The following is a 20,324-nucleotide window of genomic DNA, read 5'->3' on the forward strand; positions in this document are numbered from 1 at the left end:
AATGATATCTTATTTTAACTATTAGTTTTTTTCTTCCCCAACCAACTTCTCCAACCGCGCCATCATTTCGTCTTTCTCCTTCAACATACGCTCATACAGCGCCATTTTTTCCTCGTGGAGTTTCCTTATTTCATTAATAGGATTGTTATTAAAAACTTCAATTCTGTTATTGAACATTGCATTGTCAGAGAAGTTACAAGAGATTAAATTCACCGCCTGCTCCTCATCAAAATTCTGTATGGCTTCGACGGGGATTTTCAGAGCTTCGGAAATCTGTGAGAGTAGGGGAGTATCAATGGATTCTTTTTGCTCCAAAAGGGAGATCTTTTGCTGGTTCCAGTCTTCACCCAGTTCGAAAGCTAAAGCATCCTGTTTGATGCCGAGCATTTCACGAAAACGCTTCACGTTGCGGCCCTGGTGTATTCTGGGATTTTTAGTGGCATGTGTCATAGCTCAAAATAGTATTTTTAGTTCATTTTCTGTCTGGTTTTTACTTCCAAACCCCTTAAAACAAAAGAATTACATACGTTTAAAGGATGTTGCAGGTAAAGGTAATTATTCCGTAAAACAATCGCCCATCTAAAGATATGTAAAAAACATAAAATTCATCGGTTCAAGGCTGTAAAATACAAATTTGTTGTGTAGGATACCTCTGCAAAGCTGACCAACTTTAGGGAAACAAAAATACAGGAGCATGAAAAATTCTGCAAAAACACGCCGTATGAAGGTGTACAGCAAAATATTGAAACGAAGAGAAAAACTAGCGTGGAATTACATGGTAACATTCCCCGAAATACGGTTGATGGGGAAGTGGTTGCAGGAGTGTGGATTTGAACCCGGTCAGGAGATCAATATCGTTACAGCAAGCCGTAAACTGGTGATTACCATTGAACCGCAACGGGAAGAAAACGAAGCAGCCATCCCGGAAAAAGCCCCTAAAAAGAGAAAGAAATCAGCCGTTAAATAAATGTGGATTAACCGAATATTATGTAAAATAGAAGCTTTCGAGGGCGATCACCTAAAAAGCGCGTTGGCCTGACAAAAATGCGGGCCGGCGTTGGGGGGAATGGCCAAATGCGTAGAAATTCGCCAAAGGCGCTTGTCGTTTCCCGATGATAATCGGGGTTCGTTTGGCAGAATTTCAAGCATATGGACAGGGCGCGTTGAAGCTTATTTTTGTCTTGATCTTTTTGGTTCTTTTTGCATCAAGGCAAAAACGAACATATCATAAACTCCGTGAGCGCCGAAATAGAAAAATACGAAGAAAGCTGCCTGATCAGGCACATCCGTATTTTTTGTATGCCAAGCGAACACCATCTTTAAATAAAAAAGGCTTTACTGCGCGGTGGCAAAAAATCAAATAAGCGTTGGCGAGCGTTGGCCTTATACGGTACACATTGTATATCATCATAATCTGTAACTTTTCCGATAAAAGTAAACGCTTCGGAAAACCCACAGCGCGGGCGTGCGGCTGTTTTGTCCTATAATGTACTTGCGTTATGTAACTTTGCTTTGGGGAAAAAGGTCCTGCCTTTATGGTCTTCTGAAAAGTTTTTCTGCTAAATTTCCTATACTCAGCGAATGGAATACTCTTTGCCCGGAGCGACGATAGGAGAGTAGGGGAATGTGTATGGAATGGGATTAAAAAGAATGCACTTAATTATTTAGTTTTGAATGGCTTCCTTTTTATTGGTTTATGTGAGTTCTTAATCAAATTCAGGATCATAGTATCCAAATCTTATTGTTGCTTTATGAAATATGATTTGTGTTTCAGTTTCTGTAAACTCAATATCATCGAAAAAAATTGTATAGCTAACATTATTAATTCCAGTATGTACTCTTCCTGAAAACGAAGTTCCTTCTAATTCATAATCTTCATAAACCATTCCCGTATGGAACTCCCAAGTATCGTTTTCTTCGACTAACCTTGCACTTATTCCAGCATGAGGAACATTATTGGGGTGTGTTTTGGTATAAGGTTCAAACCCAAGAAATGTAAAAGTCATATTCGGGTTATCATTAAAAATAACGCAGTCATTGGGCTCAATAACAAAAGGTTCCAGGAAATTTTTTTCCAAGCAAATAGACATTTCTTCATTATTGTCATCATCATTATTATTGTCAGCATCATTATTGTCATCATTATTCGAGCAACTTGTTATACACATTAATAATATTAAGTAAAATACTTTTCTCATACGTTTATTATTGATTGTAGCTAACGGTTAAGGGCATACGGTGTTGTGCAGGGGCTCTGGATCTTTATAACTTCCTAATATCCCATTTAGTAAGCCCGGTAAGTTCTTTTATAGTATCGGCATCATATCCTTTATCCTTCATCTTTTTGGCAATCATAAGGTTACTGTCCTTAACGGCCTGTTCCTTTTCAAATTCAGCTTGCCACTTTCTTGTTTCGGCTTTTTCTTTATCAAGGATTTCGTATTTGCCCGTTTTTTTCAGTTGGCTCATAACACCCGCATTGGCAAAACTGTAATATTTATCCTCGGAAATAACCAAATGATCGACAACTTCAATATTAATCAGTTCCCCGGTTTTCATCATCCGGTCGGTTAAGTCCAGGTCTGCTTGGGAAGGTTCGGTTTCGCCACTTGGATGATTGTGTACCAAAATCATTTTCACGGCCAGTTTGTAGATAGCCATTCTGAATATCTCCGGCGGGTTTACCAAAAGACGATTAACGGCTCCAAGACTGACCAGTTCTATAAAAAGGATTTTGTTCGCATTGTCTAACCCGACTACCCAAAAATGCTCCTGATTTCGCCTGATCTTATTCTCACGTAACAAAACCTGTTGCATTACCTTATAGACGTCAGCGGAATTTAAAACTCTTATTTTTTGTTCTTGGGTAAGGCGTACGTTCATAGTTTCAAATATACGAATTTGTATTGTGTAATACTTAGATGTTTTTTAGAGATTTCAATGCGGTTTCCCGTAAATCATTGTTTTTCAAAATTCTGTATATTTGGTTAAATCTATAATCACTTAAACATATGAAAAAACAATATAAGTTATGACCACAAAAGAGTTTAGAGAAAAAATACTTGAATCAAAGAATCTAAAGTGGTTTAAAAATATTAAAGTAGACTTTCAGTTAACAGCTGTTAATTTTTCTAAAACTTTTAAAAGCCTTAGTGAGTTCCATAAATTTTTAGAGTTACAAAAAACTGGCTTTGAAAATATTGATTCATTACCAGATGAACTTAAAGGTTCAAAAGATTTTTTTACTAAAAATTTAACAAATTTAGAAGTTTTTTTTAACCGATATCAAAATAGTACTGAAAGCCAATTAGACGTCTATTGGAAAAGTGCTACTACTAAGAATAATTCACAAAAAATTGATTTGTCAAGTACTAATGTTTTGACTTTTGATTCTACCCAAACAGATTTATTAATCAGAATTAATGAAACTAACTCAAACTATACGAAAGGAGCATACGATTATATAACAAATGCAAAAAATATAGGTAGCTCCCGTGACAGTTTTATTGGTGGAATTTTAGCATATGAATTCGAAAATCCTAAAACATTACTGGCTAAAGGCGATACTCCTTCCAAAAGAAAAATTCAAGAATTAGAAAACCGAATAGAGAATCAACTTTCTGAAAGTGAGAGCCAACTCCTTGAACATTTAGAGAGTTCAAAAAACGAATTTGAAGCCTATGTAGAGAAAATAGACGAATTAAAAACTCAAAAGGAGTCACTATTCAATGATTGGTTTGAAGGAAATGAAAATTTGGAAGGAATTAAAAGTCAGATTACCCAATTTTTTGAAGAATCAAAAGGTCGAAGAGAAAACTTAGAGATTGCTTACGACAAAAAACTTGAACTTTCAAAGCCTGCAAGATATTGGCAGAAAAAAGCAAATACATATTTTGATAATTATAAAACAGCAAGAACTATTTTACTTGTAATGATTGGGGTAACGGCTTTATTTTTAGGAATCATCTTGGCAGTAGCGCCTGAATATATTTTTAAAAATGTATTTAAAGGAAATGAAGTTACAATAGTAAGGTGGTCCTTAATATTTATTGCATTTCTGGCATTGATGGCTTATGCTATTAGAGCTGTAAACAAATTTATGTTTAGTTCTCTTCATTTATCAAGAGATGCAGAAGAAAGACACGCTTTGACTTTTGTTTACTTGTCACTATTAAATGAGCAGGGGTCTGAAATGGATGGAGAGGATAGAAAATTGATTTTACAATCTTTGTTTAGTAGGTCAGAAACGGGTTTATTAAAGGATGATTCTGGGCCAACGATGCCAAATGATATAATTAGTAAAATAATAAATAAATAAAGTTGGTTCTTGAAGAGTGAATTTTTAAATAAAAATACTATGATTAATAATTATTTGGAAATTATAAAGCATGAAATGTTAGTAGAATCTTTAGAAACTATTGACAGAAATTTTATTAAAGAAATAGTTTTAAGGGCTGGTGGAAAAGTTAGTGATATTGATATTATCCTTAAGCATCCTTCTGTTAAAGAGATTAATGAAGATTTATTCTACATCAATAAATAGATTGTCATTTCTCGACAAAGAATTAAGCCAATACGAAATCCAACAGAAGCGAGAACGAGTAACGGCTAAGAAATTTTACATCCGGGAGCATGCGGCAGGGAAAATTTTTAGCGGTTACGGACAAGCTGGCCAAAACTTCCTTAAAAACTTTTCTCAGCCAAAATATTCGGTATAGCGCAATTTTCAGGCAACAGCCAAAACGTTCTGCTTTTTAGCGCTGGCCAGGCGGCTGGAAATTGTGTGTGAAAATAAATGCCAAAGCATTTAATTTTTACAAAGCAATAAGCACGTTTGGCAAAGCGGCAATTTTATGCTTCGGCTGCGCTCAGCACAGGCGCCACGGCAAATTATAGTTAAAATGCCGGTCGTCCTTAAAAAAGCCCGATTTTACTTTTTTCTTAAAAAGATTAAACGCTCAGGAAAGCCTGATCTTTATATTTTACATAATGTCATTATAGGGCAAATAGCAGCCAATATGGTATAAATTAAAAGATACAGGTATTTGAACTATAATTTATATTATGTAAAATAGAATATTTTAAATCCCTCCATCACTTCGGATTTTAACCGTTGTTCTCAATATATAATGAAAAACCCACCCTCTCATAATTCCCGTATTTGAAAATTTCCGGCCATCTCATAATTCCCGTATTTGAAAATTTCCGGCCATTGGTACGGAATATCGAAAATATGAGCATTATGGCAAATAGCTATAACAATGATTATGTGGATCATTTTGCATGCTAATTTCCCGAATCCTGATTTTCCAACTAATAAAGACATCTGCTCAAAACTTGCGTATTTGAAATTTTCCGCACGAATATCCGGAATATTAAAATTATACACCGGTCAATTTATCGGTTTTTATTATCGTAAGATTATTTCCGGGAAATGAAGTTAGTTTATCGGAAATTATAAATAACAGGTATGGTAATACATTTTTCAGTTTACTTTACCCTTTTCTCCTGTTTTACATAATAATTGACCCGCTCCTAAAAGCCCCGTTTCGTAAATGAGTTTGTACTCCGGATTTCATCCGACAAAAAATCCGGAAACCCTTTCTTTCAAAAGATTTTCCGGGTTTTCCCGGGTTTTAAACCCATCTATAGATTACGAGATACGCTCTATCCGCGCACCTATGGCCCGGAGGCGTTCATCTATGTGCTCGTATCCGCGGTCTATCTGTTCTATATTGTGTATTGTTGAAGTTCCTTTGGCAGAAAGCGCTGCGATGAGCAAAGCTACCCCCGCCCGTATATCCGGCGATGTCATGGTGGTGGCTTTCAGTTTGGACTGAAAGTCATGGCCTATCACCGTAGCCCGGTGCGGGTCGCAGAGAATGATCTTCGCCCCCATATCTATGAGTTTATCGACGAAAAACAGGCGGCTTTCGAACATTTTCTGGTGAATAAGTACGCTTCCCCTGGCCTGTGTTGCCACCACAAGTATGATGCTCAACAGGTCCGGGGTAAAGCCCGGCCAGGGGGCATCGGCAATGGTGAGTATGGAACCGTCTATAAAGTTCTGTATTTCATATCCATCATTATGTGCGGGAATATAAATATCATCATCTCTTTTCTCCAGGGTGATACCGAGTTTACGGAATACGTTCGGAATCTGCCCCAGGCTTCCCCAGCCCACATTTTTAATGGTCAGTTCGCTTTGTGTCATGGCCGCCAATCCTATCCAGCTTCCTATTTCGATCATGTCGGGAAGCATGGTATGGGTGGTTCCGTGCAACTTTTCCACGCCTTCGATAGTGAGCAGGTTGGACCCTACTCCACCGATCCTGGCGCCCATCCGGTTCAGCATATTACAGAGTTGCTGCAGGTAAGGTTCACAGGCCGCATTGTAAATGGTGGTGGTACCTTCGGCCAGAACAGCGGCCATAACAATATTGGCCGTACCCGTCACGGAAGCTTCATCGAGCAGCATATATGTTCCCTGAAGCTTTTCGGCTTCCACACCATAGAAATATTCTTCGCGGTTGTAGCGGAATTTCGCACCGAGTTTGATAAGGCCTTCGAAATGCGTATCCAGTCGCCTGCGGCCTATTTTGTCCCCGCCCGGTTTAGGAATGTAGCCCATACCGAACCTGGCGAGTAACGGGCCCACGATCATGATCGATCCCCGGAGTCCCCTGCCGTCTTCCTTAAACTGCTCCGACTGCAAATAATCCAGGTCTACATTATCCGCCGTAAAACTATATGCCCCTTTGCCCAGTTTCTCCGTTTTTACGCCCAGGCTCCCGAGCAGGTTTATCAGTTTATTGACATCCAGTATGTCGGGGATGTTGTGAATGGTAACCGTTTCTTCCGTAAGTAAAACGGCACATAAGATCTGTAAAGCTTCGTTTTTTGCCCCCTGGGGAATAATCTCCCCTTGCAGGGTGTGACCTCCTTCTATTTTGAATGTACCCATTTAAAGACCATGGTATTTAAAAAATTTCAATATCCCTGCTTCCTGTCACCTATACGGTAAGCGGAATGCAATTGAAATCGGGATTTGACTGATATTTTAGTAGCGTTTTTTATTGCGGTTGTTCTTACCGTTATTCCGGTTTTTCTGATTGGTTTTCCCGGGATGCTTGGTTTTTCCCCTCATAAGATCATCACTGTCCGACAGGTCTTCCTCCCATTTGGCAAGGTTGATCTTACCATCGCTCAACTCGTAAAGATGCTCAAAAATAACCTCGTCCTCAACCGTGTCTTTATTCCAGTTCAGAAAGCTCTTTTTCATGTGGTTGGCTATGGTGAACTTCAGTCCTTCTTTAAGGTCGCTTTCTTCCCAGCTGTTGCACACATCTATCATCCTTTTGATATTGTTTCCGTAGAAACGGTATTTCGGATGGTTTTGCGGGTAATTCAACGGTTCGGGCTTTTGTTCCAGAAGCTCTCTTTCCGGCTTGGGGAAAGGAGAATCCGCATCGAGCCGGAAATCGGAGATTATGAAAAGCTGATCCCAGAGTTTATGCTGAAAATCAGGCACGTCCCGCAGGTGAGGGTTAAGATTCCCCATAACACCGATAATGGCCCTGGCCACCTTATTGCGCTCTTCCCGGTTATCTATCGAAACCGCATAATCTATCATCTTCTGTATATGCCGTCCGTATTCGGGAATTATGAGCCTCTCACGCTCTGTATTATACTCTAAATTGTCCGTCAAAATATTATAAGGTATTAAAATTTATGTTATTGAAGTACGACTAATAAATGGGGCGAAGTAAAATAACTGAGTGCAAAATACTAATTTTTTTCCAAAACAGGATTAAAAGCCTCCTATTATCCGATGTATAACCGGGCAGATCAGAAAAAACCGGTTTCCCCGGAACAGTAATTGCCCCCTCTGTTTATAAAGAGATCACTCCCTCTACCTTGCCGACCTCTTTATATTTTTCTATTACGGCCTCCGCGCTTTCCATGATCAGCTGAACCGAAACCGAAGTGTATTTACCGTTAGAGGATTTCTTACTGTTTATCACCGCTCCTTTGTTATCAAAAATATTTTCGATCCGGGTTATTTTATCCTTGTCCGTAGGGATAATGAATTTGTATAAATAACTGGATGGCCAGGTCGTGGTATTGTTTAATTCTTCTTTTAATCTTTTGTAGAATTGTTCTTCCTTTTCCGAACCCATGTCTGAATTTCCAAGTATTAAATATCGTAAACTGCAAAGATACATCTTCTAACGGAATTTTCTCCCGTATATTACGTTAAACCCTGCGCAGGACAGAATTTTGAGGACCCCGGGATAAAAAAAACATACGATAAGGCATAATATAAGCCCCGGAAGCCATTTTCATTTTTTAGTTACACCGGCATTTCCGTATTTTGCATTTTTTATCGAACTGCCATGCGGGTCGAATGTCCGCAGGTTCGGAACAGATTGAAGGTCTGTTAGGCCACGCATACATCAATAATTGTAAAATAAGGTTATTAAGTTACCCCGTTAGCCAGACGCCCCCAATAACCTATTAACTTAATAACTGAGTAACTCAATAATCAAATAACTATCGGAAACAAGGTATTAAACCCCAAACCGAGACCAATAAAATACGGTGAATACGAAGAAGATTGTAATTACGGGCGGACCGGGAACGGGAAAGTCATCCGTACTGGATGAATTTACGCGGCGGGGACATACCTGTTTTCCGGAAATATCCCGGCAGGTTACGGCCGAGGCACAGGAACAGGGTATAGACCAGTTGTTCCTCACAGAACCGCTGTTATTCAGTACCAAACTGCTGGAAGGCCGGAAAAAGCAGTTTACGGATGCCGGTGAGACCGGCGCGGAAAGGGTTTTTATAGACCGTGGCGTACCGGATGTCCTGGCCTATATGGACTATGCAGATTCCTCCTACCCGGATTTTTTCAGGGAAACATGCAGACATTGTAAATACGATGAAGTATTTTTACTTCCGCCGTGGGAAGCTATCTATATTTCCGATAAGGAACGTTATGAAAACTTCCGGCAGGCCGAAATCATTCACCGTTTTATAAAAGCAACATACGGAAATTACGGCTATAACCTTATAGAAGTGCCTACGGGGCCTGTACCTGACCGGGCGGATTTTATACTGGAACGCCTGGAAATGGTCCTGCGTAAATAATAAATAAGCTCTAAACAGCTAACAAATAATTCTAAAAAAACGGAGCTACGATAGAACCGCTTCAAATATTAAACAAGTACTGGGGGTTCGACTCCTTCCGGCATCCGCAGCGGCAGATTATCAATGCCCTACTGGACGGACAGGATGCGTTTGCCCTGCTCCCTACCGGGGGCGGCAAATCCGTTTGCTTCCAGGTGCCCGCCCTGGCCAGGGAAGGTATCTGCATTGTAGTCTCCCCGCTCGTAGCCCTTATCCGCGACCAGGTTGAGAATCTCAAGGCCAGGGGAATTAAAACCGCAGCCCTGGCGGGAGGGTTGAAATACGACGAAGTAGACAGCATACTTGACAATTGCATTTACGGAAATTACAAATTTCTCTATCTTTCCCCCGAACGGCTCCAGCAGGAAGTGGTTATCGAAAGGATACGCCAGATGCCCGTAAACCTGATTGCTATCGACGAAGCACATTGTATTTCCCAATGGGGCAACGACTTCCGTCCCGCTTACCGCAATTGCGCGGTGCTGAAGGAGATGTTTCCGCAGGTCCCCATCGTTGCCCTCACCGCATCCGCAACGGCAAAAGTCGTGGACGATATCCTGGATAACCTGAAGATGAAGGACGCCACCGTATTCCGGAAATCCTTCGCCCGGACCAATATCGCCTATATGGTCTTTGAAGAAGAGGACAAACTGTACAGGCTCAAACAAATACTTCGGAAAAACAGAGAAACATCCATCGTATATGTCCGTAACCGTAAGGCCACATCCGAAATAGCCGCGCATCTCAATGCCAATGGTATCACCGCCGGTTATTACCACGGAGGGATCACCCCGGAAGAGAAAAACGACAAACTCCGCCAGTGGCTGAACAACACTATCCAGGTAATGGTGGCCACCAATGCCTTCGGGATGGGGATCGATAAACCGGATGTAAAAACAGTCATCCATATGCACCTGCCGGAAAGTATGGAAAGTTACTATCAGGAAGCAGGCCGGGCAGGCAGGAACGGGGAAAAGGCCTTTGCCGTGATCCTCAAAAACAACCAGGACGAACACTACCTGAAAAAACAATTCCTGGAGAACCTGCCGGATATCGCTTTTATCAAATTATTGTATAAAAAACTGAACAATTACTTCCAGGTCTCCTACGGGGAAGGAGAAAACGATACCTTTTCCTTCCACTTTAACCATTTCTGCTCCACGTATCACTTAAACCCGGTGCTTACCTATAACGGGTTGAAATTGCTGGACCGGAATTCCGTTATTTCCCTTTCCGAGCAATTCGAACGGAAAACCACCGTACAATTTACCATAACCAACCATCGATTGTTTCTGTACATGGATAAAAATCCGCGTTCGGAACATATAGTCCAGGCCATTCTCCGCACCTACGGCGGTATATTTGATAACGAGACCACGGTGAATCCGCAACTGATAGCGCAAAAAACCGCCTCGGAAGAAAAAACGGTGATCGCCGTGCTGGAGCAATTGGCCCGCGACGAGATTATTTCATACAACGCCGAACACACGGACGCCCGGCTTACCTTTCTTGTGCCCCGTGAAGATGATATTACCATTAACGTCATAGCCAAGGGCATAAAAAAGCAGAATAAACAGAAATACGAACAGGTAGCCTCCGTTATCCGTTATACCGAAGATGACAACACCTGTAAAAGTCTCCGGATACTTTCGTATTTTGGAGAAAACAACGGTACGGAATGTGGTATATGCTCCGTGTGTATCCGTAAAAAACAAACCGGGGTTTCGGGAGAGGTCATGAAGATCATCGAAGAAGAAACGCTGAAAGCCCTCAGGCAAAAAGCAATGACATCCAGGGAACTTGCGGATACCCTTACTTTCCGTGAAAAATATGTACTGGACGTTATAAAAGCACTGCTGGAAGCCGGAAAGATCCGTATCAACGATAGAAACGAATACGAAGTAAAACAAGGGAATTAAATAACTGCAGAGCTGATGCCACGGTTTTCCCGGAATACTTCAAACCCAATACCGAGAACAATGAGAAACTTGAGAATTGTCTTTATGGGAACCCCCGATTTTGCTGTGGGGACCCTAAAAAAACTTGTAGAGAATAATTACGATATAGCAGGGGTTATTACCGCGCCGGACAAACCTGCGGGAAGGGGCCGCAAACTGCAGGAATCTGCCGTAAAAAAATATGCCGTTGCGCAAAACCTCAAAGTCCTGCAACCCGGAAATTTAAAAGACGAACAGTTCCTTTCCGCGTTGCGGGCCCTGGAGGCCAACCTGCAGGTCGTAGTGGCTTTTCGCATGCTTCCCCGTGCCGTATGGCAGATGCCCGAATACGGCACCTTTAATCTGCACGCCTCCCTCCTCCCCGATTACCGGGGGGCCGCTCCCATCAACAGGGCCATTATGAACGGTGAAACGGTAACCGGGGTTACTACCTTCTTTATCGATGACAAGATAGATACCGGGGAGATCATCATGCAAACGAAAACCGATATAGGTCCGGATGAAAATGCGGGGGACCTTCACGATAAGCTCATGAACATCGGGGCCGGACTTGTGCTTGATACCGTACGGCAGATAGAGGCCGGTAAAGTGGTCACACAAAAGCAGGAAGAGCCCGGGGTGCTGAAAACCGCCGGTAAAATTCATAAAGACACCTGTAAAACAGACTGGAACGACAGTATGGAAAATATTTACAATCACATACGCGGGCTCAGTCCTTATCCGGGCGCATGGACCACACTGGTAGACGGGGAAAAGGAAGAACAGGTAAAGATATTCCGGGCGGAAAAAGAAAAAGGGAGACATAACGAGCCTTCCGGAAAAGTAATTACCGGAAAAAACGAAGTAAAAGTTGCGGTCAGGGACGGGTTTATCCGGTTGCTTGAAATACAGCTGCCCGGAAAGCGGAAAATGCATATTACCGATGTACTTAACGGCTACACTTTCGGGCCGGAAGCTAATGTAAGCTAAGGGCTTATAATTACTGGGCTCAGCAAAAGCAAAGAAAAAGCTTACACTTTATCAACAATTTTCCGAAGTTATCAACAAAAACCGGGATTTCCCCCTATTTTACTTGCGTTATAATGAAATCCGTATAAATTTGTGTAACCATTTTAAAAACGATGTTTAACCAACAATTAATTTTTTAAATTCTTATATTATGAACAAAACAGAATTAATTGATGCCATGGCTGCTGATGCCGGTATCACCAAAGCCGCGGCTAAGAAGGCCCTGGAGTCTTTCTTAGGAAGTATTGAAAAAACCTTAAAAAAGGGAGATAAAGTGTCTTTGGTAGGCTTCGGTTCATGGTCAGTTTCCAAAAGAGCTGCCAGGGAAGGAAGAAACCCTCAGACTGGAAAAACCATCAAAATCGCTGCTAAAAAAGTGGTTAAATTTAAAGCGGGAGCCGAATTGAGCAAAGCTGTCAATTAATTACCTTCCTCTTTTAAAATAAATGTTAAACACCTGTAAAAACAGGTGTTTTTTTATTTTCTACCGTCAATTTCTCCTGCTGAAAATTTGTTTTTACCATTTTTTTCTTTAGATTTAAAGAAACAAAATGCCTATGATTGCTCTAAAGCCACAAAAAGGACATTTACTGATCGCGGAACCTTCTATCATAGGGGATGTTTCTTTTAACCGGTCTGTAGTCCTGCTCGCAGAACACAATGATGAAGGGTCTATCGGTTTTATTCTCAATAAACCGCTTACCTTTCGTTTAAACGAACTCATTCCGGAAATCTCCCGGTCTTTTAAAATATATAACGGCGGTCCTGTTGAGCAGGACAATCTTTATTTTATCCACAAGGTACCGCAACTTATTACCAATAGCATCGAAATATCTCACGGCATCTACTGGGGAGGTGATTTCGAAGTGATTGCGAACCTGATAAACAACGGTGGGATCAAGAGTTCCGATATAAAATTCTTCCTGGGATATTCCGGCTGGGATACGCTTCAACTGGAAAAGGAATTACAGTCCAACTCCTGGATCGTATCGGAAAACACGTACAAAAGCAATGTGATCCGTAAATCGGCCTCCTCCTTCTGGAAGGAAAAAATGGTAGAGTTCGGCGGAGATTACCTTTTGTGGTCCAACGCCCCCGAAAACCCGAATCTCAACTGATTTCCGAAAGCAAGCCACTACCCCCCGCTTTTCGCTTTTCTCTCTCTCTATTTACCGCCTTCGAGGCGTACATGCATATTTAATTTCCCCAGAAGGTCCCTGCTTATATCCGTACGGAACTGTTTTTTCCTGTAATTGGTCACCGGGCGTATTCCCGTAATCGTATTGGTAATAAACAATTCGTCCGCTTTTTGCAGTTCAAAAGGCGAAACGGAAGCTTCCTCTACGGTATATTCTTCCAGTTTGGACAGTATTTTCAGTAATTGTTTTCGCAATATGCCGTTAATACAGCCGTCTTCCTGCGGCGGGGTCTTTATGATATTTCCCCTGACCAGAAAAATATTTCCGTTAATCGCTTCCACAACATTTTTCTTTTCATTGATGAGCAGGCAGTTTTCATACCCGTTTTCTTCGGCATAAACGGAGGCCAGGACATTGATAAGCCGGTTATTGGTCTTCAGGGTGGACAATAAACCGGAATTCACCCAGTGGTCCTTAAACAGCTCTACCGTATATGGTTCCCCGCCCAGCATATAAAAAGGGCTGTCCAGCTCGCGGGTTTCGATTATATATGCCACACTTCCGGATTCCGGAAGGTACAGTCCCCCTCCCTCGCGGTGCACTCCCAGTCTTACCCTCACGGCCTTGTCCTCCATTGTATTGGCTTCCAGGGTTTTCTTTATCTCACTTTCCAGATATTCCATGGTGAAATCCATCGGGATATCCATCCGGAGTATCCGCATGGAAGCCATAAGTCTCAGATAGTGTTCTTCCCAGAAGAATATCTTTGAATTTACGACCCGTATGGTCTCAAACAGTGCGTCCCCGTAACGCAATCCCCGGTTTTCCTGGTTTAAGAAGAATGATGTGGAAGGCAGTAAATCGCCGTTGAAATTAATCATAAAAAAAGCCCTGAAAATTTATTCAGGGCAAATATACTGGTAAAAACATAAATAACCTTACGCAGAACCCAGAACGTGCTTCAGATCGGAGATTTGGTTTTCCCACAGCATTTTTGCTTCGTCGAGTTCATCTTCTTCGGTAAAATCGGTAATCATAAGCGATACGTCCTTTGTAATTTCATCCACTACGATCTTAAATTCGAAAAAAGCATCATCTTCGGCAGAAAGCCATTTGAATTTAACGGATTCGCCGCTTTTTTTCCTCACCATCCTGGCCTTTTCTTCGCTGTCATCCCATATAAAGGTATACACTTCTCCCCTGGAATTCACATTATCGGCAAACCATTCGGACAATCCGGAGGGCGTGGAGATGTATTGGTATAATAGCTGGGGCGAAGAATGTATTTGAAATTCAAGTTCGTATTTTATTTTATCCTGCATATCTGTTCCGTTTTTAAAGAATGACAATATAATTATTTCTTACAAAAAACCTAACCGAAAATCATAAAATATTTTTTTTTCATTATGTGTTTGCCGTACCCGATTTTGTTTCTATATTTGCAGCCGCAAAGACAGTTTTACTGCTGCTTCAGCGAAAAAACGATCTTTAAAAAACGGCGAGGTAGCTCAGTTGGTTAGAGCGCAGGATTCATAACCCTGAGGTCACGGGTTCAAATCCCGTCTTCGCTACCAGAAGAGGCGCCGATTTGGTGCCTCTTTTTTGTTTTAACACTGTTTCATCTCCTTATAACAACTTTATTTTCAGCATGATATACAATTACATGACGCCTTTTTCAGATTGATATTACTTTATTTCTTCTCCATTATTCACGTTAATTAATATATCTCACTTAGCGGGTGAATCTACCAGCTCCTTAAAAGCCGAGCCAAAGAATAAATAACCGGTGTTTCCGGCAATGGTCCCTTCGTTTTCTCCCCATAAAAAAGGCCAATCGTCGTAGTTTTCAAAGTGATCGGGCTTTCTGAATAAAACGCCCGGTGCAACATTCCCCGGGATAAACGAGAAATCGGCCCGGTTGTTTCCGTAAAAAACCGCTTTGGGGCGGGCAGCACCTGCCGTTGCCACTAAGGAATAATTGTGATAAGGATGGCAGCCATAGAGCCAATTGGCAGCTTTAAAAGCGTGATCGGCATCAATAATTTCGGGGAAATGTTTGCTGGCCCGGATAACGGTAGTCCCAAAATTTACTACCATTCCGCTGCCCGCCCAGTTGCCGAGCCCAATAGGCACACCGTAGGGATTGTCCTCTTCCAGTTCGGCAATATAGTCTTTGTATTTGACTACATACGGGCGAAGCTTTTCCTTAAAAGCAGCATCCATATGAGGGATCCCCTGCAATGCCGTAAAAATCACAAAGCTGAGATTGCGATCCAGTGCGGGCCATAAAAGTTCCTGATACTTATCGGCATACTGTTGTTCCCCGGTAGAAATATACAGCTGAAGATTGGTAGAAACATCTGCTCCTCCACTTCTCCTGTCGGAGGGAGGCTCGGGCTGGTCAGCAAGTAATTCCGTCGCTTCTTTCAAAAGTCTTTTGGACTGGAACAAGGCCCTTTCTGAAAGATTGTCATTATACCCCTTCAACGCCCGGCTTACCGAAGCAAACATGGTTGCTGCCCACAGGTCGCGCGAGGGATCGCGGCTGGTAAATGCCCACATATCGTCCTTAATCCCGCTTGACCGACCGTCGGCAGCTACTTCATAAGGACCGAGTTCCGGATTATAAGGAAGACCATCGGTGATAGATGCCGCATCGCCGAGGTGGTGGTAATTATAGAGAACCGAATTGGAGAGGGTCTGTGCCATATGACCGATAATCTCTGCCTGGGCTACCAGTTGCTCGGCTCCGTGTTCGATAAACTGTAATATATCCGGCACTCCATCCTGGCGGTGAAGTTCTACATAACGTTGCTCCTGGTCGACAAAAGTCTGATCCCTCTGAGGCTTAAAACTCTCCCATATCCGCACAAAATTCTGTACTACACTTATATTGGATCCTGTCTCGATATCAAAATCCCCGGCATCGAAAAAACCGCCTATGTTTAACCCGGGGATCAACTCCAGCGCTTTGTACTTGGTATCGGTTGTCGGCCCCTGCCCGTGAAGGTCAAAGTGATCTGTGTCAGGCGGGGCCTGACGGTACCCTTCCTTAAAAGGCTCTCCGTGCCATACCCTGTAAGCCTCTCTCACAAACATATGATTCATATGTATGGGGATCCAATGATCGCTTGTAGCATCGGTAATCTCGTCGTAAACGTTATGGTCTATGATAAAGTTATTGGTTTTGATATCTCCATACTGAATATAGTATATGCCCGGAGCAGTGACCGAAGAAAAATCGAACTTCACATAGTGGTACTTGTAATAATCACCCCAGGATTCCACATCGCCACTAAATACCCGGGTAGCTTTTCCATTCTCATCTATTTTAAATATTGATGCTTTGGTCTGTGGCCGGTCATTTTTATCCAGCTCAATCACAGAAACTTTGGGTTGCGAAGGAACGTAACCCACCTGGGAAAAACCTATATTCGGTTCTCTGATCCAGTCCTTAATAGCATTGGGTTCAATGGTCCAGGTCAAAACCTTTCCCGTTTTGCCCGCAGGAAGCACACTGCGCACTACATACCAGCCGTTCTGTGCCAGCACACGCCCGTCAAACAGCATTAAATCCGTATCCTTTGAGGTTATTTTTACCGTACGCTCAGGGTCATCCGGTGCAAGAAGAAGCTTATGGCCGGTTTCGAGAGGAAGCGGTTCGATAAACCTTCCCGTCCCCCTGTCATCAGAAGTTACATAGCCTTTGAATTGCTTTAGTTTTTCACTGTTGGGCTTTGTTGTATTATTTCCTGTCACATAACGGGAAAAACGATGGAGACGCCCGTCCATCAGATATGTTTTTCCCCAATACTTGGAGGGGAGGAATTCCAGGTTAAATCCGGCTTTTCCTTCAAGTTTCCCGGGAACGGGTTTGTCCAGGTAGACGGAAATCTCAACACCTTTTCCCCTGGCGCTGACCACAACACGGGAATCAAAGTCGTAATCCTCATACCTTAAAACAGCTTCGATACTTTGCGATCCGCGATCTACTTTCCGGTTTAAAACCTCGGGAACCAGATCCCACTGCTCCGGGGTGTTGGAAAGTCTTACAGCACCTCCCTGGGAGGTTCTCACCCCGTGTTGAATCAGTTCTATCCCGGCGTTTTTCTCATCGTTAAACCCTCCGGTAAAAAGGTTGCTGTACGCCAGCACATTAAGCCCTTGCTTTTCAAAATATTCAAGGTCATTAATTTTCAGTTCCTGTCCTTTGGCATTGTGAAATACTGTCAATAGCAATGCCGTCAATGATACAAATAGCAATTTTTTCATATCGGTATAATTTGATTGGTAATACTTCTTCTGTGTTACCTGTCCAGTCCGGTTAGCTGCGTTTTAACACTAACCGGGCATCCAGGAAATACGAATGTCCTTTTTCGGTTTTGAATTGTATACGCTTACCCTTATAACGCAAACTGCATTCGTTTCCGAACCGGGACATAACCTCTATTTCTGCCAATGTACCGTTTTTCCAGGTTACGGACAGCTCAAACCCGCCCCTGGCACAAATGCCTTTTATTGATCCCGACGGCCATGCGTCCGGCAGGGCTGGCAAAAGGCGGATCTCCTCTTCATCCGACTGCATGAGCATCTCGATAACTCCTGCCGCGCCCCCGAAATTTCCGTCAATCTGAAACGGCGGATGAGCGTCCAGCAGGTTCGGGTAGGTGCCCCCTCCTCCACCGTAATTCGTTTTTCGCGCACCGTCGGGTGCTACATAGGTCAGCAGTTCCCGGAACAGTTTATAGGCGCGGTTGCCGTCCCAAAGCCTGGCCCACAGGTTAATGCGCCAGCCTTTTGACCATCCTGTGGTCTCATCGCCCCTGATCTCAAGGGTTTTACGGCAGGCATCCGCTAGTTCAGGCGTTTTTTCCGGGTTTATCTGCTGTCCGGGGTATAGGCCGAATAAATGGGATTGATGACGGTGTTGCGGCTCCGCGTCTTCCCAGTCGTGATACCATTCCTGCAGGTTTCCCTTTTTTCCTGTTTTATAGGGATATATCCGGTTTATTGCAGTTTTCAGGCTATCCCTGAATTCCATATCCGAACCGAGCTCTTCCGATGCCTTTATGACCTGGACAAAACACTCCCTGATCATGGCCAGGTCGGAAGTGGCCCCGTAGAGTGTTGCTCCCTTAAAACCATCGGGTGTGATATATACATTCTCCGGTGATGTGGACGGTGAAGTGACCAGGTAGCCCTGTTCATCCTCCACTAGCCACTTCAGGCAAAATTCTGCCGCACCCTTCATCAGCGGGTAGGCATACTCCTTTAAAAAAATCCGGTCCCCCGTGTATAGATAATGGTCCCAGAGATGGGTCACGGCCCAGGTCCCTCCCATATTCCAACACGCCCATACCGGTTCTCCTTTTCCGAAATCACCTACGGGGTTACTCATGGCCCAGATATCCGAATTATGGCACGCAGCCCATCCCTTGTCCACCTCGTAAAATGTCTTTGCCGTGACTTTCCCGGTCCGGGCCAGGTTGCCGATAAACGACAGGAAGGGATCGTGCATTTCGGTGAGGTTGGCAGATTCCGCCAGCCAATAATTCTCCTCCGCATTAATGTTCATCGTGTAGTTACTGCTCCAGGGCGGCCGTATATGGGGGTTCCATATCCCCTGTAAATTGGCAGGTACTCCCCGGGTCCTGGAACTCGATATCAGCAGATAGCGGCCATATTGAAAATAAAGTGTTTCAAGGGCTTTGTCTTCCGCCCCGGAAGTATATCGTTTTAATCGTTCATCGGTAGGTAAGCCGGGAGTTTCACCTCCTTCCAGGTTAAGTGTTACCCGCTTAAAAAAGGACTGGTAATCTCTCAGATGTTCCTGCTTTAGAGCCCGATAGCTTTTTGCAGATGCAGCTGCCAGTTGTTTTTGTGCAATGGCTTTATGATCAACTCCCTCTTTTGCCGGGTCTTTATCGAAACCGTTAAAGCTGGTGGCCATGGAGACAAACACTATCGCCTCATCGGCATTTTTTACCTGTATGGTACTGTCCGTTACTTTTACGGTACCGCCCTTATTCATCACCTTAAAATATGCTGAAAAACGGGTTCCCCGCTCTTTATCGAAACGAACGGGGTTTTCATCGGGCCAGTAATTCGGAGTTATATGATAAGGAGCATAACCGTTTACCTTCAATACTCCCGTACTGCCCGTACTTTCGTATTTGAGCAGGCTCTGGAATTTCACGTCAAAACTCAAAGCCCCTTTTTCACTGCCTGACAGCCTGACGACCATCACCTTGTCCGGGTGGGAAACAAAGTATTCACGGGTGTAGCGGATTCCGTTCAGGTCATACCTTACCCGGGAAACTGCTTGATTTATATCCAGTTCCCTCCGGTAATTATCAGCATCTCCCTGATGTCCGAAATCAATGTACATGGTCCCCAGCGGGGCATAGGACTGGGAAAATTTTCCCTGGATTTTTTTGTTCAATTGCTCTGCCCGCCGGTAATCTTCGGCTTTCAGCGCTTCGCGGATCTCCGGGATGTGTTTATGCGCATCCGGGTTCATATCAGGGTCCACCGGTTCGCCGGACCACAGGGTGGCATCGTTCAGGTATATCTTTTCTGACGGAATACCTCCGAAAACGGATGCCCCGTGCTTCCCGTTTCCCAGAACGAGTGTTTCTTCGAAATAGGTTGCCGGCCGGTCGTACCATAAGACCATATCCTGTTGTGAAAAAGCCATCCCCGGACCGAGCAGTACAACGGGAAGCAGAAGTTTTAGAACGCGAATCATTTTTACGTATTATATATTTATCGAGTTATACATATAAATTCTATATTATTTTCGGATCATAATCAACATATTAAAAGATGAACAGGTGTTTCAAAAAAGTCCTGGCTCTGTGCATCTTCGGGTGTTCTTCGCGGCTCTTTGTGTAATAGCCAGCATTCATTGCGTTATTACACAGAGACTCACAAAGGTTACTCTGAGGTTCACAAAGAGTTATATAGAAAATCAACTACCTCGGGGCAATCCCGATAATTATCGGGACACGAGGTATTCAAACGAGCC

18 protein-coding genes and 1 tRNA gene are annotated in these 20,324 nt (G+C 43.1%); 9 read left to right on the forward strand and 10 right to left on the reverse strand.

The annotated features are described in order from the left end of the window. Positions 1–21: 21 nt before the first annotated feature. Positions 22–450, reverse strand: coding sequence for a helix-turn-helix domain-containing protein (locus tag ED312_RS03735; protein WP_123214670.1), 429 nt, complete (start codon positions 448–450; stop codon positions 22–24). 244 nt (positions 451–694) lie between these two features. On the opposite strand from ED312_RS03735, the gene ED312_RS03740 reads away from it, so the two are divergent. Continuing rightward, entirely contained in the window at positions 695–967 is a 273-nt protein-coding gene (locus tag ED312_RS03740) for a SymE family type I addiction module toxin (RefSeq protein WP_123214671.1), read from the forward strand. Positions 968–1,706: 739 nt separating this feature from the next. Here ED312_RS03740 and ED312_RS03750 read toward each other — a convergent pair. Together ED312_RS03750 and ED312_RS03755 are read right to left on the reverse strand one after the other, a co-directional pair. Continuing rightward, on the reverse strand, positions 1,707–2,198 hold the full coding sequence (locus ED312_RS03750; RefSeq protein ID WP_148044206.1) for a hypothetical protein: 492 nt from the start codon (positions 2,196–2,198) through the stop codon (positions 1,707–1,709). Positions 2,199–2,262: 64 nt separating this feature from the next. Continuing rightward, positions 2,263–2,883 (reverse strand): JAB domain-containing protein, encoded by a 621-nt coding sequence (locus ED312_RS03755; protein WP_123214674.1) that lies wholly within the window; start codon positions 2,881–2,883, stop codon positions 2,263–2,265. Positions 2,884–3,031: 148 nt separating this feature from the next. On the opposite strand from ED312_RS03755, the gene ED312_RS03760 reads away from it, so the two are divergent. Next, positions 3,032–4,318, forward strand: a complete 1,287-nt coding sequence (locus ED312_RS03760) for a DUF6161 domain-containing protein (RefSeq protein WP_123214675.1) — start codon at positions 3,032–3,034, stop codon at positions 4,316–4,318. A 39-nt stretch (positions 4,319–4,357) separates the two neighbouring features. After that, positions 4,358–4,543: a hypothetical protein gene (locus ED312_RS03765; RefSeq protein ID WP_170164439.1), complete on the forward strand. Its 186-nt coding sequence runs from the start codon at positions 4,358–4,360 to the stop codon at positions 4,541–4,543. 1,110 nt (positions 4,544–5,653) lie between these two features. On the opposite strand, the gene murA is transcribed toward ED312_RS03765, so the two are convergent. The 3 genes from murA to ED312_RS03785 form a co-directional block, all read right to left on the reverse strand. Next, complete coding sequence (murA, locus tag ED312_RS03775; RefSeq protein ID WP_123214678.1) at positions 5,654–6,964, reverse strand: UDP-N-acetylglucosamine 1-carboxyvinyltransferase; 1,311 nt, start codon at positions 6,962–6,964, stop codon at positions 5,654–5,656. A 96-nt stretch (positions 6,965–7,060) separates the two neighbouring features. Further along, a complete protein-coding gene (locus ED312_RS03780) occupies positions 7,061–7,708 on the reverse strand; it encodes a DUF4290 domain-containing protein (RefSeq protein WP_123214679.1) in 648 nt (215 codons plus the stop codon). A gap of 184 nt (positions 7,709–7,892) precedes the next feature. Then, on the reverse strand, positions 7,893–8,180 hold the full coding sequence (locus ED312_RS03785) for a DUF493 family protein (protein WP_123214680.1): 288 nt from the start codon (positions 8,178–8,180) through the stop codon (positions 7,893–7,895). 421 nt (positions 8,181–8,601) lie between these two features. On the opposite strand from ED312_RS03785, the gene ED312_RS03790 reads away from it, so the two are divergent. The 5 genes from ED312_RS03790 to ED312_RS03810 all read left to right on the forward strand — a co-directional run bounded on the left by ED312_RS03790 (position 8,602) and on the right by ED312_RS03810 (position 13,276). After that, complete coding sequence (locus ED312_RS03790; RefSeq protein WP_123214681.1) at positions 8,602–9,153, forward strand: AAA family ATPase; 552 nt, start codon at positions 8,602–8,604, stop codon at positions 9,151–9,153. A 65-nt stretch (positions 9,154–9,218) separates the two neighbouring features. After that, positions 9,219–11,111 carry a RecQ family ATP-dependent DNA helicase gene (locus ED312_RS03795; protein ID WP_317125658.1) on the forward strand — a complete coding sequence of 631 codons (1,893 nt, stop codon included), beginning with the start codon at positions 9,219–9,221 and terminating at the stop codon, positions 11,109–11,111. Positions 11,112–11,171: 60 nt separating this feature from the next. Further along, positions 11,172–12,119: a methionyl-tRNA formyltransferase gene (fmt, locus tag ED312_RS03800; protein ID WP_123214683.1), complete on the forward strand. Its 948-nt coding sequence runs from the start codon at positions 11,172–11,174 to the stop codon at positions 12,117–12,119. Positions 12,120–12,309: 190 nt separating this feature from the next. Beyond that, positions 12,310–12,582: an HU family DNA-binding protein gene (locus ED312_RS03805; RefSeq protein WP_123214684.1), complete on the forward strand. Its 273-nt coding sequence runs from the start codon at positions 12,310–12,312 to the stop codon at positions 12,580–12,582. Positions 12,583–12,715: 133 nt separating this feature from the next. Next, complete coding sequence (locus ED312_RS03810) at positions 12,716–13,276, forward strand: YqgE/AlgH family protein (RefSeq protein ID WP_123214685.1); 561 nt, start codon at positions 12,716–12,718, stop codon at positions 13,274–13,276. A 47-nt stretch (positions 13,277–13,323) separates the two neighbouring features. Here the strand turns inward: ED312_RS03810 and ED312_RS03815 are convergent, their stop codons facing one another. Beyond that, entirely contained in the window at positions 13,324–14,178 is an 855-nt protein-coding gene (locus ED312_RS03815) for an aminotransferase class IV (RefSeq protein ID WP_123214686.1), read from the reverse strand. A gap of 57 nt (positions 14,179–14,235) precedes the next feature. After that, positions 14,236–14,619: an START-like domain-containing protein gene (locus ED312_RS03820; protein WP_123214687.1), complete on the reverse strand. Its 384-nt coding sequence runs from the start codon at positions 14,617–14,619 to the stop codon at positions 14,236–14,238. Positions 14,620–14,794: 175 nt separating this feature from the next. Between ED312_RS03820 and ED312_RS03825 the strand changes: the two genes are divergently transcribed. Then, positions 14,795–14,871: transfer RNA gene (locus ED312_RS03825), tRNA-Met, on the forward strand. A 154-nt stretch (positions 14,872–15,025) separates the two neighbouring features. On the opposite strand, the gene ED312_RS03830 is transcribed toward ED312_RS03825, so the two are convergent. After that, positions 15,026–17,569, reverse strand: a complete 2,544-nt coding sequence (locus ED312_RS03830; protein ID WP_123214688.1) for a cellulase N-terminal Ig-like domain-containing protein — start codon at positions 17,567–17,569, stop codon at positions 15,026–15,028. Positions 17,570–17,621: 52 nt separating this feature from the next. Further along, positions 17,622–20,045 (reverse strand): glycoside hydrolase family 95 protein, encoded by a 2,424-nt coding sequence (locus ED312_RS03835; RefSeq protein ID WP_123214689.1) that lies wholly within the window; start codon positions 20,043–20,045, stop codon positions 17,622–17,624. Positions 20,046–20,324 lie beyond the last annotated feature (279 nt).

This window comes from Sinomicrobium pectinilyticum (genome assembly GCF_003725735.1).
In the GTDB taxonomy this organism is placed as follows: domain Bacteria; phylum Bacteroidota; class Bacteroidia; order Flavobacteriales; family Flavobacteriaceae; genus Sinomicrobium; species Sinomicrobium pectinilyticum.